We start from the raw sequence: 25,201 nt of genomic DNA, 5'->3' as shown, positions 1-25,201 counted from the left end.
AGGGGTAGGAGTGACCGGTCAGGCGAACCGTGAGCCGCGTTCGCCTGACCTGCTGTGTCATCAACCGCCGCGACAGCGGCGGAACAGATCCAGGCTCGGTTGGTAGGCCTGGGTCTGGATATCCAGGATCCCCAGTACCGAGTGGAACAGGTTGTCATGGCTGACGGGTTGCTGCGCCTGCTGACGCAGACAGTCGACATTCAGCCCCGTGCTGGCGGCAAACTGCGGCGAGATCCACTGCAGCATCGGAATGTGGGTCTGGGTCTGCGGGGCGAACGCATAGGGGGCGCCGTGCAGATAGAGGTTGTTTTCACCCAGTGACTCGCCGTGATCGGACATGTACCACAAGGCGGTGCGGTAGCCGCTTTGCTGCTGCAACAGGCGGATCGTGCTGGCGAGGAAGTGATCGGTATACAGCAGGGTGTTGTCGTAGGCGTTGATGATGCTCTGGCGATCGCACTCCTGCAGCTTGTTGGTGCGACAGACCGGTTTGAACTGTTCAAAGGCCGGCGGATAACGCAGGTAGTAGGCCGGACCGTGGCTGCCCTTCTGGTGCAGGACCAGCAGCAGATTCCCCGGCTGGTGTTGCAGGCGCGCTGCCAGCCCCTGCAGCAGGATCTCGTCGAAGCATTCGTTGCCCTGGCACAGTTGCGCATCCTTGGCGTTGCTCAGATCTTCGTACGGCACCCGATCGCAGGCGCCCTTGCAGCCGGAGTTGTTGTCGCGCCACAGCACCGGCACACCGGCCCGCTGCACCACGTCGAGCAGGCTCTCTTTGTGCTGGCTGCTCTTGTACTCCTCGCGAGACATCGGCGAGAACATGCAGGGCACCGAGGTGGCGGTGGCGGTCCCGCAGGAGCTGGCTTGCGGGAAGTTGATCACGTCCAGTTGCCGCAGTTGTGGCGTGGTATCGCGGTTGTAGCCATCCAGGCCGAAGTTGGCGGCGCGGGCGGTTTCACCGACCACCACCACCAGCAGCAAGGGTTTGTCGGCCTTGGTCGCCTGGCGTTTGGCATCCAGGCCGACCGGTTCCAGTACCGTCGGTTTGCGCAGCCAGCTGCGGTTGATGTAATCGCCGGTGGCGTACAGCACATTCAGCGGTGTGAACAGGCGGCGCGTCTCTTTCTGTTCACGTCCCCAGGAGGCATAGTCATCGAAGAAGGCGGCGGCATTGGCGCCGATCACCCCCAGCGACAGCAGCAGCACACCGAATCGCTGCAGCAGGGCGCGCGGCAGGCGGGCATAGCGGATCTCGGTTCGCCACACTAGCAGCGCCGGCAACACCCCCAACCCCAGCAGATAAGCCAGCAGTTTGAGGTTGAACAGCTCGAATGCCTCGGCCGGATTGGTCTCGAACACGTTCTGCACCATATCGCGATCGATATAGATGCCGTAGCTGTTCATGAAGTAGGCGGCGCCGGCATGCAGCAGCAACAGCAGGATCAACACCGGCTTGAGCAGCCGTGGCCAGGCAAACAGTGACAGCAACAGCGTCAGCAGCGTGGTGGTAACCAGCAGCATGGAGCCGAGCATCGGCCAGTGGCGCTGGCCGTCAGAGGTGAAAAAGCTCATGACCTGGTGCCAGAAGGACTGGTTACCGGAGAGCACGAAAAACAGTGAAACCAGCAGCACAAGGCGCAGGGCACCGATGGCGGGGCGAAATGACATGCTTGTTAGACTCTTATACGGGTGTTGGGCGTCGTGACGCTAAGGGCCAGGTCTGCATTGGAGCATGGCCTTCTTAAATGAACCTTAAGAATACACGTAACTTGTGCACACATCGCCGCGGAACGGCGCAGGCCATCCGATTTTCGCTCGAGCCTTAAATTAAATATTTAACCTGACGCACTGTCTTTTACGGGGCGAAACAGGCCATTTTCATTTCGAATGAAAGATATCTGCATAAATTTTGCTATTTGTGATGGCTGGCGCAAGTTAAATACGCACTGGTTGTCGGAACGGTGGCGTTGTAATAGATCTGCACGCGGTTAAATGTTTAACCTAATAATCACCGATACAGGATGTAATCATGACAACTTGCTTGCAGATGCATTTTGTCAGCCCGGTCAACCGACTGGCGCTGGCGATCTCGCTGGCCGTGGCGCTCGCCGCGTGTAACGGCGGCAGTTCAGACAATGACAACCCGACACCGGACCCGACACCGGATCCCACTCCGACGCCGACCACCTGTGTTGACAACCCCATGGGTGACACGGCGCTGTATTTGCGCGGTGGCATGAACAGCTGGAATGCGGCCGAAGAGTACAAATTCAACTATGTCTGCGACCATTTCGAGCTGGTGACCGAAACCGACGGCGATCAGTCATTCAAGATCGCCGATGCCGGCTGGTCCGCGAACTCGGATTTTGGTGGTGCGAGCAGCAGCCAGGCGGTGGCCAATACCCCGCTGCCGCTGGCCCTGCAGGGCAGCAACCTCAGCTTCACCTTCTCCGGGGTGAATAAGTTGGTTCTGGATCTCACCAAGTCAGCTACCGAGCCGACCTTGACTATCTATCAGTGCCCGGATAACCCGCTGGGTGAGACGGCCCTGTTCCTGCGCGGTGGCATGAATGGCTGGACGGCGGTTTCAGATTATCTGTTCACCTATAGTTGCGATGCCTTCTATCTGAACGTCAATGAAACCGGGGAGTATGAATTCAAACTGGCCGATTCCGGCTGGAGTGCGGCCAGCAGCTTCGGCGCAGCCGATGGCAGCGCGAATACACTGACCCACGGCACGCCGCTGGCCATCACCAGTGATGCGATCCTGGGGGCCAGCACCGGCAATCTGAAGTTCAATTTCACCGGTGCCCATACCGCCAAGTTGACGATGGATGCCGATGCCAGCAATCCGAAGCTGACCATCGGCGATCAGACTTTTGTTGGCTCAGGCAATGCCCAGGTGACGGATCCGATCGCGCTGAGCGTGAGCTTCGATTCCCGCAACAGCAACTTCAAGCAGCCCTTTGGCGCCGTGACAGAAGGCCAGACCATCGACTACGCCCTTAGCGCACTGCCTGGCATCGATAGTGTCAATCTGGTGATTGATAACCGGACGCTGGAAGGCAATCAGGATGTGCTCAAGTACGACGAGCTGACTCGGGTGCCGTTGAGCAAAACCGTGGTGGATGGTGCCGAACGCTGGGGTGGCAGTTACACTTTCCCGACCAAGGGGGTGTATGGTTACTACTTCGAGTTCACGATCGGCGACCAGGTCTATGTGTATCAAAACAATAAGGAAACTGTCTACTGGACCTCTGAAAAGGGCTCTGCCGGACCGGGTCTGGTGGCGTTCAAGCCCAAGGACAGCAGCCAGATCCGCCGTTATCGCCAGACCGTTTACCTGAGCGATTTTGCGGTGCCGGAGTGGGCCAAGGATGCGGTCTACTACTACATCTTCCCGGAACGCTTCCGCAATGGCGATCCGACCAACGATCCGAAGCCGGGTACCGATACCTATCTGGATCAGGCCGTCGAGTTCCATAGCAACTGGAATGACAAGCCCTATGTGCCGGGTGAGAACGATGGCAACAGCAGCGACGATGCGGTCTACAACAACGACTTCTTCGGCGGTGACCTGGCCGGCATCATCGAGAAACTCGACTATCTGGTCGATCTCGGGGTCAACACCCTGTACATCAACCCGATCTTCGAGGCGCCCAGCAACCACAAGTACGACACCGCCGACTATATGCAGGTGGACGACAACTTCGGTGACAATGCGCTGTTCGCCAAGTTGACAGCCGAGGCCAAGGCGCGCGGTATCCGCGTGATCCTGGATACCTCGTTGAACCATACCGGCAGCGATTCTGCCTACTTTGACCGCTACGGCAAGTACCCGGGCGTGGGTGCCTTCGAAGGCGGCAAGCCACATCCGGAATCACCCTACTACAGCTGGTACAAATTCTTCACCGACGCGACCACGCCGGAAGGCATGTACCAGGGCTGGGTCGGCGTCTCGACGCTGCCTGAGCTGGTCGAATCGGAGAGCTGGAAGAACTTTGCCTACCGCAATGATGACTCGGTGACCAAGTACTGGCTGGATCAGGGTCTTGCCGGTTGGCGGATGGACGTCGCGCCTTGGGTCAGCGACGAGTTCTGGCGTGAATGGCGCACGGCGGTCAAGAGCAAGGATCCCGAGGCGCTGACCGTGGCGGAAACCTGGTTTGATGCTTCCAAGTTCTTCCTGGGCGACGAGTTTGATTCGACCATGAACTACATCTTCCGCAATGCCGTGCTGGATTATGCGGCCGGAGGTAATGCAGCCGAGCTGTATCACAACCTGGAGCTGATGCGGGAAAACTATCCGCCCCAAGCCTTCTATGCGCTGATGAACCTGCTGTCGACCCACGATGCGGCACGGGCTTTGTACAAGTTCGGTTATACCTCCGACACCACGGATGCGGCTGTGATTGCCCAGGCCAAACAGCGGGTCAAGCTGGCGGCTCTGTTCCAGATGAGCTACCCCGGCGCTCCGGCCATCTTCTATGGCGATGAAGTGGGGGTGACCGGTGGGGAAGACCCGTTCAACCGTGGCACCTACCCGTGGGCCGACGTCGGTGGCAAGCCGGATACCGATCTGCTGGCAGCCTATAAGCGCCTGATCAAGATGCGCAAGGACTACCCGATTCTACGTCAGGGCAGTCTGAGTGCACCTCTGTATAGCGATGCCAACGTAGTGGTGTTGCTGCGGGAGCTGAATGGCCAGAAGGCGTTGCTGGTGTTGAACAATGACACGGCAGCCAAGACCCTGAACCTGACGCTCCCCGCCGACGTGGCAGGCAGCTATCAGGATGTGCTGAGTGGTAGTGACTATAGCGTGGCGGCGGATGGCACTGTCGCGCTGTCGGTACCGGCACTGTATGGCATGGTGCTGATCAGCCAGTAAGTACCGTTTGTTCCGCTGTTGTTTACCCTGGATTTGCCCCGGCGCCTGCCGGGGCTTTTTTATGCTCGACAGGCGAGCGCGTCAGCGCGGGCTGGGCCCGGTGGTATCTCCTGGCATCAGCTGTACCGGCAACTGGGACTGGCTCTGGCCCTGTAGCAGGCGCACCACCTGATAACCGCGGCCGTAGACATCCTGCCCGACCGTGGTCAGTTGCATCGGCAGGTAGTTGAGGATGTGCAGGTTATCGATGCCCAGCAGCGAGACCTGTTCCGGAATGCAGTAGTCGCTCTTCAGCAGCAGCAACTTGAAGCAGCCGATGGCGAGGATGTCGGCCATCGCCAGGATCGCCGTGGCGCCCTGTTGCAGCTGTTGCAGAATCTGCTCTTCGACACGGGCCACCCCGGCCAGCGTGACATCGGTCTCGATCAGCCAGTCGCTGTCGAGCGTCAGGCCATAGCGGCTCAGGGCGCGGCGGACACCGCCGAGGCGATCGCGGTGTACCGAGGAGGTCGCCAGCGCGCCGAACAGCAACACCAAGCGGCGGTGCCCCAGGCTCAACAGGTGTTCGGCCGCCAGCTCGCCGAGCAGGGCGTCATCGATGCTGTAATCGTAGAAACGCGAGGTCGGGTGCCGGCTGAAATAGTCACGATCATCGATGACCGCCACCGGGGCATCCCACTCTTCGAGTGCCTGCAGCGCGGCCTCCTCATGCTTGCCGAGCACCAGCACCCCGCTGGGGGTGGGGCCGTTGAGCAGCTGGCGGACTTCGTCCGGCCGCTCGATGCGCTGTAACGACGGCTGCAGCTTGGCATCAAAGGCGGCGTGTTCTATGCCGGCCAGTAGCTCGTTGAAGAACGGATAATCCATCAGGATGCCACGCAGATCCGGGGCCATGTGGTGGCCTGGCAGCAGTACCAGCAGGGTGCGCGAGATGCCGCGCAGCTGACGGGCGCCGGGATGCAGGCGATAGCCAAGACGCTCGGCCACGGCCTGAACCCGGCTGCGGGTTTCGGCAGAGACCTTGCCGGGCTTGTCGTTCAGCACATAGGAGGCGGTGGCGATGGATACGCCGGCTTCACGTGCTACATCGCGGATGGTCAGCTTGCCCATGATGCTCCCGGATCAGTGACGCTCGGCGTGCAGCCACTGGGCTACGCGCTTGGCAAAGTAGGTCAGGATGCCATCGGCGCCGGCCCGCTTGAAACACAGCAGCGACTCCATGATGCACTCGCGCTCCTTGAGCCAGCCATTCTGGATCGCCGCCATGTGCATCGCGTATTCTCCGCTGACCTGATAGGCGAAGGTGGGTACGCCGTACTGGCTCTTAACGCGCCAGACCACATCCAGGTAAGGCATGCCCGGTTTGACCATCACCATGTCCGCCCCTTCGGCGATATCGAGGCCGACTTCCTGCAGCGCCTCGTTGCCGTTGGCCGGATCCATCTGGTAGGTATCCTTGCTGCTCTTGCCCAGGTTGGCCGCCGATCCGACCGCATCGCGAAACGGACCATAGTAATGGGAGGCGTATTTGGCCGAATAGGCCATGATCTGGGTGTGACTGAAGCCGTGGCTTTCCAGTGCCTCGCGGATGGCGCCGATGCGGCCATCCATCATGTCGGAGGGGGCCACCACATCGGCGCCGGCCACGGCGTGGCACAGCGCCTGCTTGACCAGGGCGCGTGTGGTCACCTCATTCAGCACATAACCCTGCTCATCGATGATGCCGTCCTGACCATGGGTGGTGTACGGGTCGAGCGCCACATCGGTAATAACGCCCAGCTCGGGGAAACGCGCCTTCAGCGCGCGTACCGTGCGCGGCACCAGACCGTTCTCATCCCAGGCGGCACTGGCATCCAGGCTCTTGTCCTGCTGACCGATGACCGGAAACAGCGCTATGGCCGGAATGCCGAGGCTCACCAGCTCGGCGGCCTCTTCCAGCAACAGATCCAGGCTCAGCCGTTCGATGCCGGGCATGCTGGCAACGGCCTCCCTGCGCTGTTCGCCCTCCAGCACGAAGACCGGATAGATCAGGTCATCGACCGTCAGCTGATGCTCGCGCACCAGACGGCGGCTGAAATCGTGCTTGCGCAGACGGCGCAAACGGCGAGCGGGAAATGGAGCTGAGACAAACTGTGTCATGACAACACCTCATCGAGTCGGAAGAAGGCGCGGCTGGTCGCCCGGGTATGCGCCAGCAACGCACTGCAGGATTCGCCACGCAGTGCCGCGACAGTAGCGGCAATGTGTGGCAGATAAGCCGGTTCATTGCGCCGCGACGTCGGCTTCGGGCTCAGGTCGCGGGGCAGCAGGTAGGGGGCATCGGTTTCGATCATCAAGCGCCCGGCCGGGATCTGCGGCACCAGCGCACGCAGTGTCTCGCCACGCCGTTCATCACACACCCAGCCGGTGATGCCGATGTGCAGCCCCAGCGTCAGACACTCGCTCAGCTCGTCGGCCGTGCCGGTGAAGCAGTGCAGTACGGCTCCCGGCAAGTGGCGCAGATAGGGCGCCAGCAGGCTGGTGAAACGGGCATGGGCGTCGCGGCAGTGCAGAAACACCGGTTTGTTCAGCTCGACGGCCAGCTCCAGCTGGGCAACAAACGCCGCCTCCTGCTGGGGCCGGGGTGAAAAATCCCGATTGAAGTCGAGGCCGCACTCGCCGATGGCCACCACTTGCGGTGCTGCGGCCAGGGATCGCAGCCGCGTTGCACTGCCGGCATCCCAATGGCGGGCATCGTGCGGGTGCAGGCCGGCGGTGCTGTAGGCAAACTGCGGCCAGCCGGCGGCCAGCGTGGCGGCGGCCGCGCTGTCGTCGAGGTCGGTGCCGGTCAGGATCACCGCCTCGACACCGGCCTGTTGTGCCCGCAGCAGCACGGCCTCACGGTCACTGGCGAACTGGGGGTTGGTCAGATTCAGACCGATATCAATCATCGGCATGCTCCTCGGCAGGCTGGCGCCGGTAAAAGCGGCCCAGCAGAATGCCGACTTCGAACAACAGACACAGCGGCACGGCCAGCATGGTCTGGGACATGACATCCGGTGGCGTCAGAAACATGGCCACGACGAAGGCGGCGACGATGTAGTAAGGGCGTTGGCGAGTCAACTTTTCCGGCGAGGTGACCCCGCTCCAGCACAACAGGCAGAGGGCCACGGGGACCTCGAAGGCGAGCCCGAACGAGAAAAACATCCCCATGATGAACCCCAGGTAACTGGCGATGTCGGTGGCCATGGTCACACCCTGCGGCGCGATCGCGGTGAAGAAGGTGAACAGCAGGGGGCAGACGACAAAATAGGCGAACGCCATGCCGGCATAGAACAGCACAGCGCTGCCGATGACCAGCGGCAGCACCAGACGGCGTTCATGCTGGTACAGGCCGGGTGCCACGTAGGCCCACAGCTGATACAACAGGTAGGGAATGGCCAGCAGCAGGGCGACGTAGAGCGTCAGTTTCATCGGAATGACGAACGGTGTGGTGACGTCGGTGGCGATCATCTGGCCGCCATGCGGCATCTGCTCCAGCAAGGGGAGTGCCAGCAGGTAGTAAAGATCGTTGGCGAAATAGATCAGCCCGAGAAACAGGATGGCAATCACGGCCAGTGATTTCAGCGCGCGGCGTCTGAGCTCGAGCAGATGTTGAATCAGCGGTTGCGGGCTACGGCTCATGGTGCGGATCCCGGGGCGCTGGCTGATCGGGGCATGTCTCTGGACGGGCGGCTTTCAGTGCCTCGATGGCCGCAGCTATGTCGGCCGGCGTGGTCAGTGGCAATGACAGCTGCGGGGTCTCCGTGAGATCCGGTTGCGCCGCGTTGGTCGGTGGGATGGGTGTGTCCGATTGCGGACTGGCCGCCTTGAGTGCCGCAATGGCGGCACTGACCTCGGCCGGCGGTGCGCTGGGGGGGGGCGTCGGCCCGGGACGAGGGGCCTGTCCCTGCAGGCTGGCCTTGAGCTCGTCCAGCTCCAGCTCCTTTTCGAACTCCCGGCGGAGGGCGCGTAGCGTCGTGCTGACCCCGTGCAACCAGGTCGCGACCGTTCTGACGGCGGTCGGCATGCGTTGCGGGCCCAGTACCAGCAGCGCCACCACGGCGCAGAGCACCAGCTCCCATAAGCCGATATCAAACATGGATCAGGGCTTGTCCTGTGGCGGTGTCTTGTCGTCCGGCTTGTCGCCGCTATCGTCGCCGCGCAGGGCTTTCTTGAAGTCGCGCAGCGCGGTGCCGAGATCGCCTCCGACGTTGCGCAACCGCTTGGTGCCAAACAGGATCAGCACGATGAAGGCGATGAGCAGCAGTTCCGTGATACTGAAATGCATGAGGTCCTCGTCAATAAGGGGTTATCCGCGGCTGTGGGTGGTCAGCCGTCGCCAACCGCGCCACCAGCACAGCAGCGCCAGACCACCAGCGCTGGTAGCCAGCGCCGGCAAGCCCAGCTGCCAGCAACCCAGGCTGCCGAGCAACAGGGTAGCGCCGATCAGCAGCAGATAGCGAGCCTGACCTTGCTGCCGTTGTTGTTGTTGCCAGCGGCGAGCCAGTTGTTCGAACTGGTGCTGCTGACGCTGGGATTGTTGCAGCGCATCGTAGATCAGATCCGGCAACTGCGGCAGCTTTTCCAGCCAGAATGGCGCATTGGCCTTCAGCCCTTGCCATGCCGCCTGCGGGCCGACCTGCTGGCGCAACCAGCGTTCGAGATAGGGCTTGGCGGTTTGCCACAGATCCAGTTGCGGATAGAGCTGGCGTCCCAGCCCTTCGACATACAGCAGCGTCTTTTGCAACAACACCAACTGGGGCTGCACCTGCATGTTGAAGCGCCGCGCAGTGTTGAACAGGTTCAACAGCACCTGACCAAACGATATCTCGGCCAGCGGCTTGGCAAAGATGGGCTCCAGCACGGTGCGCAGTGCCGATTCGAACTCCTCGACCTTGGTATCTGGCGGCACCCAGCCTGATTGCACGTGCAATTCGGCGACCCGGCGGTAGTCGCGATTGAAGAAGGCGAGGAAATTGTCAGCCAGGTAGCGCTTGTCGTCACGGTTGAGCGTGCCGACGATGCCGCAGTCGATGCCAATCCACAGAGGATCTTCCGGGTGTTCGTAGGCGACGAAGACGTTGCCAGGATGCATGTCGGCATGAAAGAAGCTGTCGCGGAACACCTGGGTAAAGAACACCTCGACACCGCGTTCGGCCAGCAGTTTGAAGTTGGTTCCATTGGCTTCCAGCGCCGCCCGATCCGATACCGGAATACCGTAGATGCGTTCCATCACCAGCACCTGTTCGCGGCACAGATCGGTATACACCCGCGGCACATACAGCATCGGCGAGCCTTCAAAGTTGCGACGCAACTGCATGGCATTGGCCGCTTCGCTCATCAGGTTGAGCTCGTCCAGCAGCGTCTTGCGGTATTCGTTGACCACCTCAACCGGACGCAGACGGTTGTGTGGCACCAGCCAGGCCACCAGACGGGCCAGTGCCTCGAGCAGTTGCAGGTCGGCTTCAATCACCGGCCGGATATCCGGGCGTATCACCTTGAGGACTATCTCTTCGCCGCTGCTTTTCAGGCGGGCGGTGTGTACCTGGGCGACCGAGGCCGAGGCGAGCGGGGTTTCGTCGAACGCATCGAACAGGGTTTCGATCGGTTGGCGCAGGCTCTGTTCGATCTGCTGGCGGGCCAGGGCGCCGGGAAATGGCGGGACCCGATCCTGCAGCAGGGCCAGCTCGTCGGCCAGCGCAGGTGGCAACAGGTCGCGCCGGGTCGATAACATCTGGCCAAATTTGATGAACACCGGGCCGAGGGCTTCACAGGCCAGTCGCAAGCGGCGACCATGACTGGCGTCGCGGTGACGGTTGCGCAACCAGAACAGACTGTGCCGACAGGCGCGAACCGGCCAGGGTTGCCAGGCGCGAGGGAGCAGATCATCCAGGCCGTGGCGTAACAGCACGGCGCCAATCTGGTACAGACGTCGCAGCTCGCGCAGCCTCATAGGCCCGCCTTGTGCAACAGTCGCTCCAGCCGCAAGGCGCTGCCATCCAGATCGCGCTTGAGGAGTGTGACCTCGTCGCAGAAGTCGGCGACCTCCAGCGGGCCGGGGGCCAGACGTAGTTCCTCGATCAGGTATTCGGCCAGATCCTGGCGGTTGCGCTCCAGCTCGCGGCAGCCAAACTGATGCAGACGGCGACCTTCGCGGAACAGCAGGTGAGCCATCACGTCGCCGCTGTAGCGGGCCAGCTCGCCTTCCCAGTCGATGCGCAGTTCACCAAGCACGCTGCTCAGGCTGTTGAACAGGGCCGGATTGCCACTCAGGTCGACGCGCCCCTCACGGATCAGCGCCGTCAGCTGGTCAGGTTGCTGCAGACGGGGCAGCGCCTCCAGATCCAGCGTGATGCCGGCATCGCTGGCGGCCTCGTAGGCGGTCAGTACGCTGATAGTCCCAGGGGCGAAATGTAGCCAAAAGGTATCCCAACCCCGGATTTCGATGGCGAGGATCTTGCCGTTCAATGCCTGCTGGCGCAGCCCGGACCGGGGATCGCGCTGCAGCAGGGCATTCAGTGCGGTCTCGATCGCCGCGGCAAACAGGGTTTTCAACGGGAAAGGTGGCAGCATCCGCCCTCCTGTGGCATCAGAATTTGTAGCCCCGATGCAGAGCGACGATGCCCTGGGTCAGGTTGTAGTAATTGACCTCTTCAAAGCCGGACTGTTCCATCATCCCCTTGAGCGTCTCCTGGTCCGGGTGCATGCGGATCGACTCGGCCAGATACTGATAGCTTTCGCTATCCTGAGCGACCAGCGCCCCCATCTTCGGCAGGATGCGGAACGAGTAGAGGTCATACAGCTTGGACATCAGCTCGCTGGTGGGTTTTGAAAACTCCAGCACCAGCAGGCGTCCGCCCGGCTTTAAGACCCGGAACATCGAATCGAGCGCCTGCTGCTTGTCGGTGACGTTACGCAGACCGAAGCCGATGGTGATCAGATCGAAGTGGTTGTCCGGGAATGGCAATGCTTCGGCATTGGCCTGTACATAACGGATGTTATCCACCAGGCCGAGGTTGCGCAGCTTGTTGCGTCCCACTTTCAGCATGGAGTCGTTAATATCCGCCAGCACCACTTCCCCTTGCGGCCCAGTGATGCGAGAAAAACGCGCGGTCAAATCGCCGGTGCCGCCGGCCAGGTCGAGGACCTTGTGTCCCGGGCGAATACCGGAGCAGTCGATCGCAAAGCGTTTCCACAGACGGTGGATGCCGAACGACATCAGGTCGTTCATCAGGTCGTACTTGGCGGCGACCGAGTGGAAGACGCTGGCGACCAGCTTCTCCTTGTCGTCCGCGGCTACCGTCTGGTAGCCAAAATGGGTTGTTCCTTCACTCATCTGGGGTTCCCTGTCCTACATCATCGAAATCGGCCGCAGTGTAGCGCAAATCACCCCAGGATCAGAACCGGTTGAGTGCCGTCTGCAGTCCAATCCAGGTCAGCAGCAGGCAGCAGCCAACATTCAGCAGCATGTTGAGTACACCTTTGAGCCACTCTCCCTGTTGCAACAGCAGCAAGGTATCCAGTGAAAACGAGGAGAAGGTGGTCAAGCCGCCCAGCAGGCCAACCATGATAAAAGGACGCCACGGATGGCTGGCCAGCGCCTCCTGCTGCAGGGCGCCGAGGGTCAGGCCGATTGCCAGGGAGCCGAGCAGGTTGACGCACAGCGTGCCGAATGGAAATCCCTTGCCGAGCAGCGTGGTCAGCAACTGGGTCAAAAAGTAGCGCAGACAGGAGCCCAGCGCCCCGCCGGCGGCAACAAACAGATAGGTGGTCATCCTGCCTCCGCGATCGAAAGAGGCAACAGGATCGGCTGGCGGCGCCGGCTTGTCAAACAGTGGCAAACTTAACCGCAGATGAACAGCGGGTCGATTGAGCCGCGTTTTTCTTGCGACCGTCGGGTGGAACTGCCTAGAATTCGTGCGCTCTGGACGTGCCCGTCTCCCTCGCGGGGCAGATCGGCTTCATGGATGTATGTTGACCCGGCGCCGGGCCGCGGTTGCAAGACGACAAACAAACCATGAAGGAATAACAATGAACAGGCTGCCCTCCACTCGAATGCTGGAGCAACTCTGCGATGAGGTGCCAGCGCTCTACCGCCTCGATCTGCCGGATATGCCGAGCAACACCGCCATTCTGCGCATGATGCGCCACATGCCCTCGCGACTGGCGCTGCAGCTGCAAGGGGAGCCGGAGCAGCTGGCAAGACTGGCCTCGGGCGTACCGGTACCGCTGGAAGAGCTCAATGACAATACCTTGACGGTCAGCCTGAATGATTGCCTGATCGGTCAGGTTGCCTTGACTCAGCAGGATGGACAGCTGTGCCTGCAGGTGCAAGACCTGCTGGATCAGCAGCTGGTCAGCGCCCTATTCAACTAAGATTGACCATTTTGCGCTCCGTCGCCACTCAGCCCCATTTCCGGATTACACGACAACAGCGGTGATGAAACCGGTTTTTCGCATCTGCTTTCATTGACTTAGGGGTGAACAAATCAGACCGCAAGGGGTTGTGTTGCCTTCCGTGCGCCATTAGGATGCTGGGCGTAGCTGCTGTATGTCCCGCACATCTCCTTCATCAGGGTTGATACGACATACCAAGTGACAAGGGCAAACTGATCGAAAGGTCAGGACGCAAAGCCTCCGGTCTAACGACTCATGTAGTCCAGGATAGCGGGGTTGCTCGTGGTGTTGACCCGCCTGTGCTTTGCTCTTTCCTTCGTATTTCGCGTCAGCCGTTGTGGCTGGCGGGCACAACAACTATCTCATTTTCGTTATGCCAGCAGACGGATGCCTGCTGGCCGGTCGAGGTTTTATCCCTATGCCTGAAAGCAAACGTCGGAGCCAGCGTGTCTGGTCTGCCGAAGCGGCCAGTGGTTTGCCGGTTTATGACCTCCTTGGCCAGGAACGGCAGGCACACGATGCCCTGAATCTCTTGAACCAGTCCCGGCGTCTTTGGTCGCAGATGGTGGCTGGTTGCTTTTCTCGTCTGTTCAACGGCCTGAGCTGCCAAATGGACTATGCCCCCTTTCATATCCGGATGTTGTCCGAGGTCGCCGAACAGCGACATTTGGTCTGGGTGCAGGCGCTCAACCAGCGTGGACATCAGGCGTGGTTGTCGATTCAGGCCGGCCAACTCTATCGGCTGGCGATACTGTTTTTTGGTGGCAGTCCGCTGCAGCAGGATCAGGCGGTTACCGCCAGGACTGCGACCGAGACGGAGCAGCGTCTGCTGTTGCGCCTGGCCCAGCATCAGATCGATATTCTGTCCGATTTTCTCGGCGAGCCGGATGATCGTTGGCAACTGACGTTGGTGGGCAGCGAGGCCCTGCCGTTGCAATCCGCCTGGTTGTGTAGCGAAGGGACCCTGCTGCTGGGCGAACACGATAGCCAATTCTCGATTTGGTGGCCGTTTGGAGCCAAAGAGCCACTTGCTCTGGACGGGCCGGCGCCGGTCCGCGTCGGTGAGCAGCTGTGCGCCGCCTTGCCTGCGGTTCCGGTGCGGCTGCGGGTAATCCTCAGCGAGTTCACCTTGTCGCTCGGTGAGCTGCAGCAGTTGCAGGCTGGGGATCTGTTGCCGCTGGAAATGGCAGAGCCGGCCCCCGCCCTGGTTGGACATCAATCCTGTTTTACTGGCCGTCTGGCTGAACGCAATGGTGCCCTGGTCTATCAGGTGGCATCCCTGACCCCTGCACGGAGAGAGACACGAAATGACGACTGATTCACTGCACGATGACCTGATGGGGCTCGATGATCTGGATAACCTGTTTGATGAAGAGGGCGAGACGGCCCACCCGGACAAGTCCGCATCGCGATCTGCCCCGCGCGATTTGAATTTCTTTCGTCATATCCCGGTCAAGGTGACGCTGGAGGTCGCTAGCACCGAGTTACCGCTGGGTGAGCTGATGCACATTAGCGAGGGCGCTGTCATCGAGCTGGACAAGCAGGCCGGCGCTCCGCTGGATGTGCGTGTCAATGGCCGACTGCTGGCACGCGGCGAGGTGGTGGTAGCGAATGGCAAATATGGCCTGCGGCTGGTGGATATCATTGACCAGCAGGCGCTGGGTCAGCTGGATCTTTAAGACGATGAAATGGCTTGTCGGCCTGCTCGTGGCGGGATTGGGGATGGCTTCACTGGCCCATGGGGCTGATTTGACGCTCTTCTCGGTGGCGCCGGGCGATGCGGGCGCCCAGGACTACAACATCAAGTTGCAGATCCTGCTGTTCATGACGCTGCTGGGTCTGCTGCCGACCCTGCTGCTGATGATGACCAGTTTTACCCGCATCATCATAGTGCTGGCCATCTTGCGTCAGGCGCTCGGTCTGCAACAGAGCCCGCCGAACCGGGTGTTGCTGGGTATTGCCATGGTGCTGACCCTGTTGATCATGCGCCCGGTCTGGACTGATATCTATCACAATGCATTCCAGCCGTACGACGCTGGCCAGATCAGCCTGGAGTCGGCATTGCAGCAGGCGGAAAAACCGCTGCGCAAATTTATGCTGGCTCAAACCCGCGAAACCGATCTGGAACAGATGCTGCGCATTGGCGGGGAGTCGCCGACCCTGACGCCGGAACAGGTGCCGTTCACGATTTTGATGCCGGCGTTCGTGCTCAGTGAACTCAATACGGCGTTTCAGATTGGCTTCATGTTGTTTGTACCGTTTTTGGTGATCGACCTGGTGGTGGCCAGTGTGCTGATGGCGATGGGGATGATGATGTTGTCGCCATTAATCATCTCATTACCGTTCAAACTGATGATCTTTGTCCTCGTCGACGGCTGGGCCATGACGGTCGGTACCCTGGCCGCCAGTTTTAGTGGAGGCTAGCCCATGTCTCCTGAGCAGACGGTTGCCTTGATGGCCGATGCGGTCAAACTGATCGTTGCCCTGGTCGGCGTGCTGGTGGTGCCCAGTCTGGTGGTCGGCGTGGTCGTTAGCATGTTCCAGGCCGCCACCCAGATCCAGGAGCAGACGTTGAGTTTCTTGCCGCGTCTGTTTGTGACCCTTCTGACGTTGCTGTTTACCGGCCATTGGTTGCTGGGCAAGATCAGCGCGCTGTTCCAGCAGATTTTTGCCAGCGCGCCGGGGCTGATAGGGTGAGTTCGCTGCTGCAGCTGAGTGTGGCGGATCTGACGGCACTGCTCGGTCGCTGGTGGTGGCCTTTCGTGCGCATCAGTGCCGCATTCTGGATGTTGCCACTGTTTGGGGATAGCCGGATCTCCACGCCGGTACGCTTGCTGTTGTGCGCGTTGCTTGCGCTGCTGGTGGCGCCGCTGGTACCGCCGATGCCGGTGCTTGACCCTCTGTCGTTACAGGCACTGGTCCTGGCGTTCGAGCAGGTGATGTTTGGGCTGATTTTCGGTCTGTGCCTGCAACTGCTGTTCATGGTCATGACGCTCAGCGGCCAGATCCTGTCACTGCAGATGGGTCTGGGGATGGCGATGATGAACGATCCTGTCAACGGTGACAGTGCCCCGATTCTGAGCCAGCTGATGCTGGTGTTTTGTACGCTGCTGTTTTTGAGCCTAAATGGCCATCTGCTGGTGCTGGAGCTGCTGACGCGCAGCTTTCAGTTATGGCCGGTTGGTAGCAGCCTTTACCAACTGGATCTGGATGCCGTGATCCGGTTGCTGGGTTGGAGCATGGCGGCGGCCTTGGCGCTGACACTGCCGGCCGTGGTCGCCATGTTGCTGGTCAACCTCACCTTCGGCGTGATGAACCGCGCGGCGCCAGCGTTGAATGTCATCTCCCTCGGCTTTCCGATGACGCTGATGTTTGGCTTGCTGGCGGTCTGGTTATCCGTAAGCGGTGTTCCCGGTCGCTATCTGACGCTGGTGGAGTACGCGCTGACGACCCTGCATCGAGTGATGGCGCCATGAGTAACGCCAGCAGTCAGGACAAGACGGAGCAACCCTCGGCGCGCAAGCGGCGTCAGGCGCGAGAGCAGGGGCAGGTTGCCCGTTCCAAGGAGCTTGCTTCGGCAGGGCTGATGCTGTTTGGCGGGCTGGCGATGTTCTGGCTGGTGCCCCGGTTTGGCGATCTGTTTATGCGTTTGATGCAGGGGCCGGCCACCTTTGACTGGAAGGGTGCCCGTTCTCCGGCAATGATGACCCGCTGGCTCGGCGAGGCGCTGATCGACATGCTATGGACGCTGCTGCCGCTGTTTCTGTTGCTGGGGGGGCTGTTGATTGCGCTGTCGATGGTCCCGGGGGGCATGGTGTTGGCCTGGGGGAATTTACTGCCTAAATTCAGCAAGCTGAACCCGATCAGCGGCCTCAAACGCATGTTCTCGTCCCACAGTCTGATGGAGTTGCTGAAGTCCTTCCTCAAGATCACCCTGCTGGGTGGTACCTTGGCCGCGTTGTTGCACCACTATTGGCCCCAATTGCTGCTGATGAACCGTCAACCGCCATCGGTGGCGCTGCAGCAAGGGCTGCACATCCTGGCGCTGGCCTTTGTGATTTTCGGCTGCGTACTGATGCTGGTGGCGTTGCTGGACGTGCCTTATCAACACTGGAGCCTGTTGCGTCAGTTACGCATGACCAAGCAGGAGGTGCGGGACGAACACAAGAGTACCGAGGGCAATCCGGAGATCAAACGGCGTATTCGCCAGGTTCAGATGATGTTTGCCCGCGCCCGTATCGAGAAGCGCGTGCCGACAGCCGATGTGGTCATCGTCAACCCGACCCATTATGCCGTGGCCATCTGTTACGATCCCAAACGTGCCAAGGCGCCGTATGTCATCGCCAAGGGCGTTGACAGCATGGCGTTGCGTATCAGGGACGTTGCCAACCGCCATAAACGGACTGTGCTGACCATTCCCGACCTCACCCGGGCCATCTACTACTCGACTCGTATCGATCAGGAGGTGCCGGCGGCTCTTTATACCGCTGTCGCCTATGTCCTGAATCATGTATTGCAACTGGAGGCCTATCGCGCCGGCCGGGGACGGGCACCGCGTCCGCTCCCCTTGCTGCCGATACCGCCTGACCTTCATAAACCTCGAGGTACTCCGTGAACTGGCGAGCCATGACGCACTCTTATACCGGCATTCCATTGTTGCTGCTTTCCGTGCTGGCGATGGTCATATTACCGCTGCCAGGCTGGCTGCTGGATGCGTTGTTTACGTTCAACATCGTGTTGTCGATTCTGGTGCTGCTGGTTTCGGTCTCGGCGCGGCGACCGCTGGACTTCTCCGTCTTTCCGACCGTACTGCTGATCGCGACCTTGATGCGTCTGTCACTGAACGTGGCATCGACGCGGGTGGTATTGCTCAACGGCCACGAGGGGGCGGATGCGGCTGGTAAGGTGATCCAGGCGTTCGGTGAGGTGGTGATTGGCGGCAACTATGTGGTCGGCATGGTGGTGTTCATCATCCTGATGATCATCAACTTTGTGGTGATTACCAAGGGGGGCGAGCGGATCTCGGAGGTGTCGGCCCGCTTCACGCTGGATGCCTTGCCCGGCAAGCAGATGGCGATCGATGCCGACCTCAACGCCGGTATCCTTGACCAGCATCAGGCGAAGTTGCGGCGTGAGGAGGTCGCACGGGAAGCCGACTTCTATGGCGCCATGGACGGAGCGTCGAAGTTCGTTCGCGGCGATGCCATCGCCGGCATGCTGGTACTGGTGATCAATCTGGTGGGTGGCCTGGCCATCGGTATTTTTCAGCATGCAATGGCGGTCGGCGAGGCCTTCCAGCGGTATGCGCTGCTGACCATCGGTGATGGCCTGGTAGCCCAGATACCTTCCCTGCTGATGTCGACTGCGGCCGCCATCATAGTGACCCGCATCAACGATGAAGGGGAGATGTCGGATCAGGTGGGGCGTCAGCTGCTGGCCTCGCCTCGTGTCATCTTTACGGCTGCCGGCGTCATGCTGGTGCTGGGGCTGGTGCCTGGCATGCCGATGCTGGCCTTCCTCAGTTTTGCCGCAGTCCTGGCGTATGTCGGCTGGCGTCTGCAGCGGCGTGTCATTGACGAGGCGCCTCTGGTCGCTATCGAGGCGTTGGCACGTCAGCGCGAGGAGCCGGCCGCACAGCTGGAGTGGCAGGATCTGCCCCATCTGGATTTGCTGGCGATTGAGTTGGGCTACCGGCTGGTGGTGCTGGCTGAGGCGGCGAAGGGGGCTGAATTGTTACAGCGTGTCCGCGGGGTGCGCAAGACGCTCTCCGAGCAGATGGGATTTCTGCTGCCGGAGGTGCGTATCCGTGACAACCTGCATCTGGCACCCGATCAGTACCAGATCAAGCTGGCGGGCGTGCCGGTCGGCGGTGGCCAGGTAGACAGTCAGCGACTGCTGGCGATCGACAATGGCCAGACCTACGGCCAGATCGACGGTGAACTGACCCGGGACCCCGCTTATGGGCTGGATGCGGTCTGGATAGCACCAGAGCACAAGGCCCGCGCCTTGAATCTCGGCTATTCAGTGGTCGATGCGGCAACCGTGATTGCCACCCATAGCTCAAAACTGATGCGCGAGCATCTGGATGAGCTGTTCGGGCATGAGGAGGTGGGCCGTCTTTCTGGGCATCTGGCCTCGATCTCGGCCAAGCTGGCGGAGGAGCTGAATACGGCGTTGACACCGATCCAGCAGTTGCGCGTTTATCGGCAACTGCTCCGGGATCAGGTCAGCCTGCAGGATATCCGGGTGATTGCCACCACCTTGCTGGACAGCAGTGAGCTGACCAAGGATCCGATCTTGCTCGCCTCCGATGTACGCTGCGCGCTGAAGCGCGCTTTGATGCGCCAGATCATTGGTGAGCGCACTTTGTTAGCCACCTTCACCCTGGAGGACCGTCTGGAACAGACGCTGCTGACCGCGCTGAATCAAGCGCAGCAACAGGGCAAGGTGCAGCTGGATGGCTTCCCGGTCGATCCCAACCTGCTGGGCCAGCTGCAGCAAATGATGCCTCAGGTCCGCGATCAGCTGCAGCATCTGGGCCATCCGCCGGTGCTGGTCGTCATGCCGCAGTTGCGCCCGCTGCTGAGTCGTTATGCCCGCAGTTTTGCGCGTGGCCTGAAAGTGGTCTCTTACAACGAGATCCCGGAGCAGTTGCAGATTGAGGTCATCGGGACCTTGGGATGATCCTGCCGGCGAGGAATAACCAGTATGCGAAAGCGGCAAAGTGTAAAATTCGGTGAATATTAATAAGTTATTGTTTGTTTTTGTGATTGTCTTTTCATTCGGAAGCGATATTATCAGTCCGGAATCCCGACTTCCTGTTACCAGGAAGCAAATATGAGCAGCCAATGGCGGTTGTTCTGGGATTGTCAGGATGAAGGCAAACTGCACCGAAAGGGCGGGACGCAAAGCCTCCGGTCTGGGATCACCCAAGGGTGATGACGATAGCGGGGCTGCCATGGCAACGGACTGTTGACATGCCACACTGTGTTTCCATTCTTTATTTGTTGTATTTCCCTTCCTCCCGATCTGTTTTATCCATATTGGATGTTGCTGTCGCCCGATATGGCCATGACGAGATGGCGTCCATCTCTGCATGAAACGGCAAACTGTTCCGAAAGGGCAGGACGCAAAGCTTCCGGTCTAACGTCATCTCAGCGGATGACCATGACAGCGGGGTTGCCAAGGCAGGTGTGAGACGCATGGTTCGGACCATGCATCCCAGATGGCGGGAGCGTTGCCACCTGGCGAGTCTTGCTTTTACCGCGATGTCGGAGTCTTTGTACTCTGTGGACTGCATTTGGCTGGATTTCAATCGGAACAGGCAGTTTTTTCGAAAGGAAGTCAGTCGTGACGTTGAGTGTACTTACTGCCCCGCGGGCAGATATTCCCATGGTAGCCGCAGGGCGGTTGCCATTATTGATTGTGGATCCGGCGCGTTATCTTGATACGCGGGAACTGGCGATGCACGGTTTCGATGTGATGCCGTGTGCCAGTGCCAATCAGGCCTTGGCTGCCGTCAGCCGCGATGCGCCACGACTGCTGTTGGTCGATGCCAGTCTGCCGGATATGCCGCTGGCGACCTTTATTACCCGCCTGCAACAACGTCGAGCCGATATGCTGGTGATCGCCATGGTTTCGGCAACACAGGGGCGGGAGGCCGCGGAAGCCATGCAGGCGGGGGCCATCGACTACCTGCGCAAACCGTTCGATACCCAGCAACTGAGTGCTTGCCTGCAACATGCGCTCGGAGTCAGTGAGGCCGTCCCGGACCTGGTGGCCGTTTCCCATGCCAGTCGCCAGGTGCTGCAACTGGCGCGCCGCGCCGCCCAGACTTCAGCGTCGATTCTCATCGGCGGTGAATCCGGGACTGGCAAGGAGCGGTTGGCCCGCTTCATCCACGATGTCTCTCCCCGTGCCGAAGGGCCCTTTGTGGCCATCAACTGTGCGGCGATCCCCGAAAGCATGCTCGAAGCCATCTTGTTTGGTTACAACAAAGGGGCCTTTACCGGTGCGGTAACGGCGCAAGCGGGTAAGTTCGAGTTGGCGCAGGGCGGCACCCTGCTGCTGGACGAGATTTCCGAATTGCCGCTGCTGTTACAGTCCAAGCTGTTGCGGGTGTTGCAAGAGCGTGAAGTGGAGCGGCTGGGCAGCAATCAGAAGATCCTTCTGGATGTGCGCATCATTGCCGCGACCAACCGCGATCTGCGCGAGTGTGTTGCCCAGGGCGTGTTCCGTGAAGATCTGTTTTACCGGCTGGATGTGTTGCCGCTGAGCTGGCCGAGTCTGCGCGAGCGTCGTGACGACATACTGCCGCTGGCGAATTACTTCATCGCCAAACATGCCTGCCGCCCCGGTTTTCAGTTGACGGCCGAAGCGCTACGTCTGTTGTTGCAGCATGACTGGCCGGGGAATGTGCGCGAACTGGAGAACGTGATCCAGCGGGCCTTGATTCTCGCCCGCGGACTGCATCTGCAACCCGCCGATCTGATGTTGCCGTCATCGGGTTCACGCGGTACGCAATGTGACGCCTTGCCGGCCTTCGGTGAGGGCTTGGCGGCTAGCCGCCGGCAGGCGGAGTTCCAGTATGTGCTGGAGACACTGCGCCATTTCGATGGCCATCGCACCCGTACAGCAGAAGCCCTCGGCCTGACGACGCGTGCCTTGCGTTACAAGCTGGCCGCGATGCGCGAGCAGGGTATGGATATTGACCAGATGATTCGGGCCTGACGGCTTGCACTCCGGAGACAAATATGAAAATTGATGCCATCACGACTCAGAACGCCATGCTGGCTCGGATGCAGGGGCTGCAGCAGCTGGCTGAGTCCGGTGCACCGGCCATTGCGCGGGCCAGCGATGCTGATGACTCCTTCGCCACGACGATGCAGCACACGATTCGCAGCATCAATCAGCAACAGAACGTCGCGTCGCAGATGATGGCGGCGGTGGACAGTGGTCAGAGCGATGATCTGGTCGGTGCCATGGTCGCCAGCCAGAAGGCGGGTCTGAGTTTTGCCACCCTGATGCAGGTGCGCAACAAGCTGATGTCCGGTCTGGACGATATCATGCGCCTGCCGCTGTGAGGATGAGAGATGAGTGATGTGGCACCGGCAGTAGCTCTGCCGTCCCCCTCCCTGCGTGAGCGGACCACAGATTGGTTGCGCAACTGGCGACGCATGTCCCGGGATAACCGTTCCCTGTTGGTGATCGCGCTGATGGCCGCCCTGGTGGCGACAATCATAGTGGTGATCCTGTGGACGGCGAGCCAGAACTATGTGCCCTTGTATGGCAAGCAGGAGATGTACGATACCGCCAACATTCTCGAGTTGCTGGAGAAAGAGCAGGTGCCATTCCGTCTCGACTCCTCCAGCGGCCAGGTGCTGGTGCCGGAAGGTCAGTTGGCGCAGGTGCGCATGGCCCTGGCTGCACGCGGGGTTCGCGCGGCGTTGCCGGCTGGGCTCGAGGGGCTGAACGGGATGTCCGGGCTTGGCACCAGCGAGTTCATGGAAACGGCCCGCTATCGCCATGCCTTGGAGGGCGAACTGGCTCGCTCCATCATAGCGCTGGATGCGGTACGCAGTGCGCGTGTCCATCTGGCGATCCCGAAACGGACCCTGTTTGTCGGTCGTGAAGAGGAAAAGCCCACCGCCTCCGTGGTACTGGATCTGCAACCGGGTCGCACTCTGGAGGTCGGACAGGTTGAGGCGATTGCCAACCTGGTAGCCGGCAGCATCACCGGCATGAAGCCGGAATCGGTCTCCATCGTCGATCAGGCCGGCCAGTTGCTCAGCAGCGAGCTGGGCGATAAAGGCGGCTTCGGCAAGTTGTCGGTGCAGCAGATGGAGTACGTGCGCAAGCAGGAGGAGTACATCAAGCAGCGCGCCAGCGACATGCTCTATCCGCTGCTGGGCGCGGGAAACTACCGGGTACAGGTGGCTGCTGACATCGACTTCAACACCGTCGAGGAGACGCGCGAAGAGATCGATCCCAAGGGGGTGATGCGCAGCGAGAGCGGCAAGGCGGACAAGACAGTCGACAACCTGGCGCTGGGTATTCCCGGTTCGCTATCGAACCAGCCACCGGTCAAGAAACCGGCCGAGAACACTACGGCGGCTAACGATGGCAACGCCACCACCGCAGCCAAGAGCAACGACACCCGTACCGAGCGTAACGAGTTCAATCGTCAGTATGAAAACAGCCGCTCCGTGGTGCATACCCGCTTTCAGCAAGGGCGCCTGCAACAGCTGAGTGTCGCTGTGCTGTTGAACAATCAGCTGGCACCGAAAGGGGGCTGGAGTCAGGCCCAGCTGGATCAGATCCAGCAGATGGTGCAGCGCGCCGTGGGCTTTGATGCCTCGCGCGGCGATCAGTTCAGCCTCAATAGCTTTGATTTCAATCCGGCGGTGATGGCACCGCTGACACCACCGGAGAGCGAATGGTGGCGTGAGCCGGTATGGCAGAATTCGCTGCGTTATCTGGTGGGCGGACTGCTGGGATTGGCCTTGCTGCTGCTCGGCGTACGCCCCCTGGTCAAGCAACTGGTACGACAGCATCCGCCGCACACCGCAGCTGACGACGAACCCGCTGTCGCGCTGGCCCTGGCCGACGCTGAACCTGGCTTGCGCCGGCGTGAGGATGCTCTGCTCGGCGAGCCCCAGGTCAGCAAGGTGCCGCTGGCGACCGCCGCCCGTGGTGATGACGGTGGTGTCGCCTATGATGGCTTTGAACTGGAGATGCTGCCGGAGCCAGGCTCGGATCTCGAGGTCCAGCTCAAACATCTGCAGCTGTTGGCGGACAAGGAGACGGCCCGCGTGGCCGATGTGATCAAGCTATGGGTGAGTGGCAATGAGCGACATTAATTTCAATCAGTCCGCTGTCGACATCCAGATCGAACCGCTGGAGAAGGCGGCGATCCTGTTGCTGAGCATGGGGCCGGATGCCGCAGCCCGGGTGCTCAAGCGATTGAGCCGGGATGAGGTGCAGAAGCTGACCACCTGTATGGCTCGCTTGCCGGGCGTCAGCTCGCCGGAAGCGAAATGGACGTTGCAGCAATTCTTCAGCCAGTACCGACAACAGAGCGGTATCAGCGGTGCCTCTCGTGATTACCTCGAGCGAACCCTGGATCTGGCGCTGGGCGAGAAGCTGTCGCGCAGTCTGCTGGATTCCATTTATGGCGATGTCATGAGCCAGGATCTGGAGCGCCTGCAGTGGGTTCCGCCAGAGGTGCTGGCTCGTTTCTTCCGCCATGAACACCCGCAGATGCAGGCGGTGTTGCTCGCCTTCTTGCCCCCGGATACCGCCTCGGCTGTGCTGGATGTGCTGCCGGCGGAGCAGCATGATGAACTGCTGTTGCGGGTCGCCAACCTCAGAGAGGTCAGTGAGCTGGTGCTGGAGGAGCTGCGCGGCACCCTGGATCGCTGCCTGTCGTATGTGGCCGAGCAGGCCGGTACCCGCATCGATGGCGTGCGCCAGGTCGCAGATATCCTGAACCGTTATCAGGGTGATCGGGCCCAGATGCTGGATCTGCTGCGTCTGCATGACAAACAGATGGCGGTGGAGATCGAGAAGAACATGTTCGATTTCGACACGCTGAAGCGTCAAAGCGACGAGACACTGCAGACCCTGACCCAGGAGATCCCGGGGGATCTGCTGGCGATTGCCCTCAAGGGGGCCGAGGTCAGCCTGCGCAAGGCGGTGCTCAATGCGATGCCGAAACGGATGGCGCAGGCGCTCGAGGCGCAGATCCAGAGCCAGGGCTCGGTCTCGGTGCGCAAGGTAGCCGATGCCCGCAACGAAATCATGCAGCTGGTACGCGAGCTGGTCGAGCAGGGCGAGATCGAATACCAGTTATTCGAAGAGCCGGTACTGAGCTGAGGGCAGCCTGAAGGCAGCAGG

Annotated in this window: 24 protein-coding genes and 3 riboswitches; of the genes, 13 read left to right on the top strand and 11 right to left on the bottom strand. The window is 60.6% G+C overall.

What is annotated here, in order from left to right; translation table 11 throughout:
• Positions 1-60: 60 nt before the first annotated feature.
• On the bottom strand, positions 61-1,668 hold the full coding sequence (locus ACFOSS_RS08455; protein ID WP_377151860.1) for a phosphoethanolamine transferase: 1,608 nt from the start codon (positions 1,666-1,668) through the stop codon (positions 61-63).
• Between the two features lie 361 nt (positions 1,669-2,029).
• Here ACFOSS_RS08455 and ACFOSS_RS08450 point away from each other — a divergent pair, with 361 nt between their 5' ends.
• Positions 2,030-4,888 (top strand): alpha-amylase family glycosyl hydrolase, encoded by a 2,859-nt coding sequence (locus tag ACFOSS_RS08450; RefSeq protein ID WP_377151858.1) that lies wholly within the window; start codon positions 2,030-2,032, stop codon positions 4,886-4,888.
• A gap of 81 nt (positions 4,889-4,969) precedes the next feature.
• Here ACFOSS_RS08450 and ACFOSS_RS08445 read toward each other — a convergent pair whose 3' ends face one another.
• From ACFOSS_RS08445 to crcB, 10 genes are all read right to left on the bottom strand, one after another.
• Positions 4,970-5,998, bottom strand: coding sequence for a LacI family DNA-binding transcriptional regulator (locus ACFOSS_RS08445; protein WP_377151856.1), 1,029 nt, complete (start codon positions 5,996-5,998; stop codon positions 4,970-4,972).
• A gap of 12 nt (positions 5,999-6,010) precedes the next feature.
• Positions 6,011-7,027, bottom strand: coding sequence for a porphobilinogen synthase (hemB, locus tag ACFOSS_RS08440; RefSeq protein ID WP_377151854.1), 1,017 nt, complete (start codon positions 7,025-7,027; stop codon positions 6,011-6,013).
• On the bottom strand, positions 7,024-7,818 hold the full coding sequence (tatD, locus tag ACFOSS_RS08435; protein WP_377151852.1) for a 3'-5' ssDNA/RNA exonuclease TatD: 795 nt from the start codon (positions 7,816-7,818) through the stop codon (positions 7,024-7,026). Before tatD ends, hemB begins: the two co-directional genes overlap by 4 nt.
• The gene (tatC, locus tag ACFOSS_RS08430) at positions 7,811-8,551 is read right to left on the bottom strand and encodes a twin-arginine translocase subunit TatC (RefSeq protein WP_377151850.1); all 741 of its coding nucleotides are present in this window, start codon (positions 8,549-8,551) and stop codon (positions 7,811-7,813) included. The genes tatD and tatC overlap by 8 nt, the downstream gene beginning before the upstream one ends.
• Positions 8,541-9,008 (bottom strand): Sec-independent protein translocase protein TatB, encoded by a 468-nt coding sequence (gene tatB / locus ACFOSS_RS08425; RefSeq protein WP_377151848.1) that lies wholly within the window; start codon positions 9,006-9,008, stop codon positions 8,541-8,543. Before tatB ends, tatC begins: the two co-directional genes overlap by 11 nt.
• Before the next feature lie 3 nt (positions 9,009-9,011).
• Positions 9,012-9,197 (bottom strand): twin-arginine translocase TatA/TatE family subunit, encoded by a 186-nt coding sequence (gene tatA, locus ACFOSS_RS08420; RefSeq protein WP_377151846.1) that lies wholly within the window; start codon positions 9,195-9,197, stop codon positions 9,012-9,014.
• A gap of 21 nt (positions 9,198-9,218) precedes the next feature.
• Positions 9,219-10,862, bottom strand: coding sequence for a ubiquinone biosynthesis regulatory protein kinase UbiB (gene ubiB, locus ACFOSS_RS08415; RefSeq protein ID WP_377151844.1), 1,644 nt, complete (start codon positions 10,860-10,862; stop codon positions 9,219-9,221).
• A complete protein-coding gene (locus ACFOSS_RS08410) occupies positions 10,859-11,482 on the bottom strand; it encodes a ubiquinone biosynthesis accessory factor UbiJ (protein ID WP_377151842.1) in 624 nt (207 codons plus the stop codon). The genes ubiB and ACFOSS_RS08410 overlap by 4 nt, the downstream gene beginning before the upstream one ends.
• Positions 11,483-11,498: 16 nt before the next feature.
• Positions 11,499-12,245, bottom strand: a complete 747-nt coding sequence (gene ubiE, locus ACFOSS_RS08405) for a bifunctional demethylmenaquinone methyltransferase/2-methoxy-6-polyprenyl-1,4-benzoquinol methylase UbiE (protein ID WP_377151840.1) — start codon at positions 12,243-12,245, stop codon at positions 11,499-11,501.
• A gap of 61 nt (positions 12,246-12,306) precedes the next feature.
• Positions 12,307-12,684, bottom strand: a complete 378-nt coding sequence (crcB, locus tag ACFOSS_RS08400; protein ID WP_377151838.1) for a fluoride efflux transporter CrcB — start codon at positions 12,682-12,684, stop codon at positions 12,307-12,309.
• 256 nt (positions 12,685-12,940) lie between these two features.
• On the opposite strand from crcB, the gene ACFOSS_RS08395 reads away from it, so the two are divergent.
• The 12 genes from ACFOSS_RS08395 (at position 12,941) to ACFOSS_RS08340 (ending at position 25,180) form a co-directional block, all read left to right on the top strand.
• Positions 12,941-13,285 carry a hypothetical protein gene (locus ACFOSS_RS08395; RefSeq protein ID WP_377151836.1) on the top strand — a complete coding sequence of 115 codons (345 nt, stop codon included), beginning with the start codon at positions 12,941-12,943 and terminating at the stop codon, positions 13,283-13,285.
• Between the two features lie 217 nt (positions 13,286-13,502).
• Positions 13,503-13,590: riboswitch (cyclic di-GMP riboswitch) on the top strand.
• A 134-nt stretch (positions 13,591-13,724) separates the two neighbouring features.
• On the top strand, positions 13,725-14,624 hold the full coding sequence (locus ACFOSS_RS08390) for a FliM/FliN family flagellar motor switch protein (RefSeq protein ID WP_377151834.1): 900 nt from the start codon (positions 13,725-13,727) through the stop codon (positions 14,622-14,624).
• The gene (gene fliN / locus ACFOSS_RS08385) at positions 14,614-14,985 is read left to right on the top strand and encodes a flagellar motor switch protein FliN (protein WP_377151832.1); all 372 of its coding nucleotides are present in this window, start codon (positions 14,614-14,616) and stop codon (positions 14,983-14,985) included. The genes ACFOSS_RS08390 and fliN overlap by 11 nt, the downstream gene beginning before the upstream one ends.
• 4 nt (positions 14,986-14,989) lie before the next feature.
• Positions 14,990-15,730 (top strand): flagellar type III secretion system pore protein FliP, encoded by a 741-nt coding sequence (gene fliP, locus ACFOSS_RS08380; RefSeq protein WP_377151830.1) that lies wholly within the window; start codon positions 14,990-14,992, stop codon positions 15,728-15,730.
• Positions 15,731-15,733: 3 nt separating this feature from the next.
• The gene (gene fliQ / locus ACFOSS_RS08375) at positions 15,734-16,003 is read left to right on the top strand and encodes a flagellar biosynthesis protein FliQ (RefSeq protein ID WP_377151828.1); all 270 of its coding nucleotides are present in this window, start codon (positions 15,734-15,736) and stop codon (positions 16,001-16,003) included.
• Positions 16,000-16,782 (top strand): flagellar biosynthetic protein FliR, encoded by a 783-nt coding sequence (gene fliR / locus ACFOSS_RS08370; protein ID WP_377151826.1) that lies wholly within the window; start codon positions 16,000-16,002, stop codon positions 16,780-16,782. Before fliQ ends, fliR begins: the two co-directional genes overlap by 4 nt.
• Entirely contained in the window at positions 16,779-17,921 is a 1,143-nt protein-coding gene (gene flhB, locus ACFOSS_RS08365; protein ID WP_377151824.1) for a flagellar biosynthesis protein FlhB, read from the top strand. Before fliR ends, flhB begins: the two co-directional genes overlap by 4 nt.
• On the top strand, positions 17,918-19,990 hold the full coding sequence (gene flhA / locus ACFOSS_RS08360; RefSeq protein WP_377151822.1) for a flagellar biosynthesis protein FlhA: 2,073 nt from the start codon (positions 17,918-17,920) through the stop codon (positions 19,988-19,990). The genes flhB and flhA overlap by 4 nt, the downstream gene beginning before the upstream one ends.
• 185 nt (positions 19,991-20,175) lie before the next feature.
• A riboswitch (cyclic di-GMP riboswitch) is annotated at positions 20,176-20,267 on the top strand.
• 132 nt (positions 20,268-20,399) lie between these two features.
• Positions 20,400-20,493: riboswitch (cyclic di-GMP riboswitch) on the top strand.
• A 163-nt stretch (positions 20,494-20,656) separates the two neighbouring features.
• Positions 20,657-22,036 (top strand): sigma-54-dependent transcriptional regulator, encoded by a 1,380-nt coding sequence (locus ACFOSS_RS08355; protein WP_377151820.1) that lies wholly within the window; start codon positions 20,657-20,659, stop codon positions 22,034-22,036.
• Between the two features lie 23 nt (positions 22,037-22,059).
• Positions 22,060-22,389 carry a flagellar hook-basal body complex protein FliE gene (locus ACFOSS_RS08350; RefSeq protein ID WP_377151818.1) on the top strand — a complete coding sequence of 110 codons (330 nt, stop codon included), beginning with the start codon at positions 22,060-22,062 and terminating at the stop codon, positions 22,387-22,389.
• A 75-nt stretch (positions 22,390-22,464) separates the two neighbouring features.
• A complete protein-coding gene (gene fliF / locus ACFOSS_RS08345; RefSeq protein ID WP_377152002.1) occupies positions 22,465-24,165 on the top strand; it encodes a flagellar basal-body MS-ring/collar protein FliF in 1,701 nt (566 codons plus the stop codon).
• Complete coding sequence (locus ACFOSS_RS08340) at positions 24,152-25,180, top strand: FliG C-terminal domain-containing protein (protein ID WP_377151816.1); 1,029 nt, start codon at positions 24,152-24,154, stop codon at positions 25,178-25,180. Before fliF ends, ACFOSS_RS08340 begins: the two co-directional genes overlap by 14 nt.
• Positions 25,181-25,201 lie beyond the last annotated feature (21 nt).

The sequence above is a fragment of the Pseudaeromonas sharmana genome, assembly GCF_042649925.1.
Classification (GTDB): Bacteria; Pseudomonadota; Gammaproteobacteria; order Enterobacterales; family Aeromonadaceae; genus Pseudaeromonas; species Pseudaeromonas sharmana.
The sequence above is the reverse complement of the archived record's forward strand: the minus strand, read 5'-3'. Positions and strand labels throughout refer to the sequence as shown.

Coding starts and splice junctions, on each gene's coding strand:
- ACFOSS_RS08455 (WP_377151860.1), bottom strand. CDS start 1,668: ATGTCATTTCGCCCCGCCATCGGTGCCCTGCGCCTTGTGCTGCTGGTT.
- ACFOSS_RS08450 (WP_377151858.1), top strand. CDS start 2,030: ATGACAACTTGCTTGCAGATGCATTTTGTCAGCCCGGTCAACCGACTG.
- ACFOSS_RS08445 (WP_377151856.1), bottom strand. CDS start 5,998: ATGGGCAAGCTGACCATCCGCGATGTAGCACGTGAAGCCGGCGTATCC.
- hemB (WP_377151854.1), bottom strand. CDS start 7,027: ATGACACAGTTTGTCTCAGCTCCATTTCCCGCTCGCCGTTTGCGCCGT.
- tatD (WP_377151852.1), bottom strand. CDS start 7,818: ATGATTGATATCGGTCTGAATCTGACCAACCCCCAGTTCGCCAGTGAC.
- tatC (WP_377151850.1), bottom strand. CDS start 8,551: ATGAGCCGTAGCCCGCAACCGCTGATTCAACATCTGCTCGAGCTCAGA.
- tatB (WP_377151848.1), bottom strand. CDS start 9,008: ATGTTTGATATCGGCTTATGGGAGCTGGTGCTCTGCGCCGTGGTGGCG.
- tatA (WP_377151846.1), bottom strand. CDS start 9,197: ATGCATTTCAGTATCACGGAACTGCTGCTCATCGCCTTCATCGTGCTG.
- ubiB (WP_377151844.1), bottom strand. CDS start 10,862: ATGAGGCTGCGCGAGCTGCGACGTCTGTACCAGATTGGCGCCGTGCTG.
- ACFOSS_RS08410 (WP_377151842.1), bottom strand. CDS start 11,482: ATGCTGCCACCTTTCCCGTTGAAAACCCTGTTTGCCGCGGCGATCGAG.
- ubiE (WP_377151840.1), bottom strand. CDS start 12,245: ATGAGTGAAGGAACAACCCATTTTGGCTACCAGACGGTAGCCGCGGAC.
- crcB (WP_377151838.1), bottom strand. CDS start 12,684: ATGACCACCTATCTGTTTGTTGCCGCCGGCGGGGCGCTGGGCTCCTGT.
- ACFOSS_RS08395 (WP_377151836.1), top strand. CDS start 12,941: ATGAACAGGCTGCCCTCCACTCGAATGCTGGAGCAACTCTGCGATGAG.
- ACFOSS_RS08390 (WP_377151834.1), top strand. CDS start 13,725: ATGCCTGAAAGCAAACGTCGGAGCCAGCGTGTCTGGTCTGCCGAAGCG.
- fliN (WP_377151832.1), top strand. CDS start 14,614: ATGACGACTGATTCACTGCACGATGACCTGATGGGGCTCGATGATCTG.
- fliP (WP_377151830.1), top strand. CDS start 14,990: ATGAAATGGCTTGTCGGCCTGCTCGTGGCGGGATTGGGGATGGCTTCA.
- fliQ (WP_377151828.1), top strand. CDS start 15,734: ATGTCTCCTGAGCAGACGGTTGCCTTGATGGCCGATGCGGTCAAACTG.
- flhB (WP_377151824.1), top strand. CDS start 16,779: ATGAGTAACGCCAGCAGTCAGGACAAGACGGAGCAACCCTCGGCGCGC.
- ACFOSS_RS08350 (WP_377151818.1), top strand. CDS start 22,060: ATGAAAATTGATGCCATCACGACTCAGAACGCCATGCTGGCTCGGATG.
- ACFOSS_RS08340 (WP_377151816.1), top strand. CDS start 24,152: ATGAGCGACATTAATTTCAATCAGTCCGCTGTCGACATCCAGATCGAA.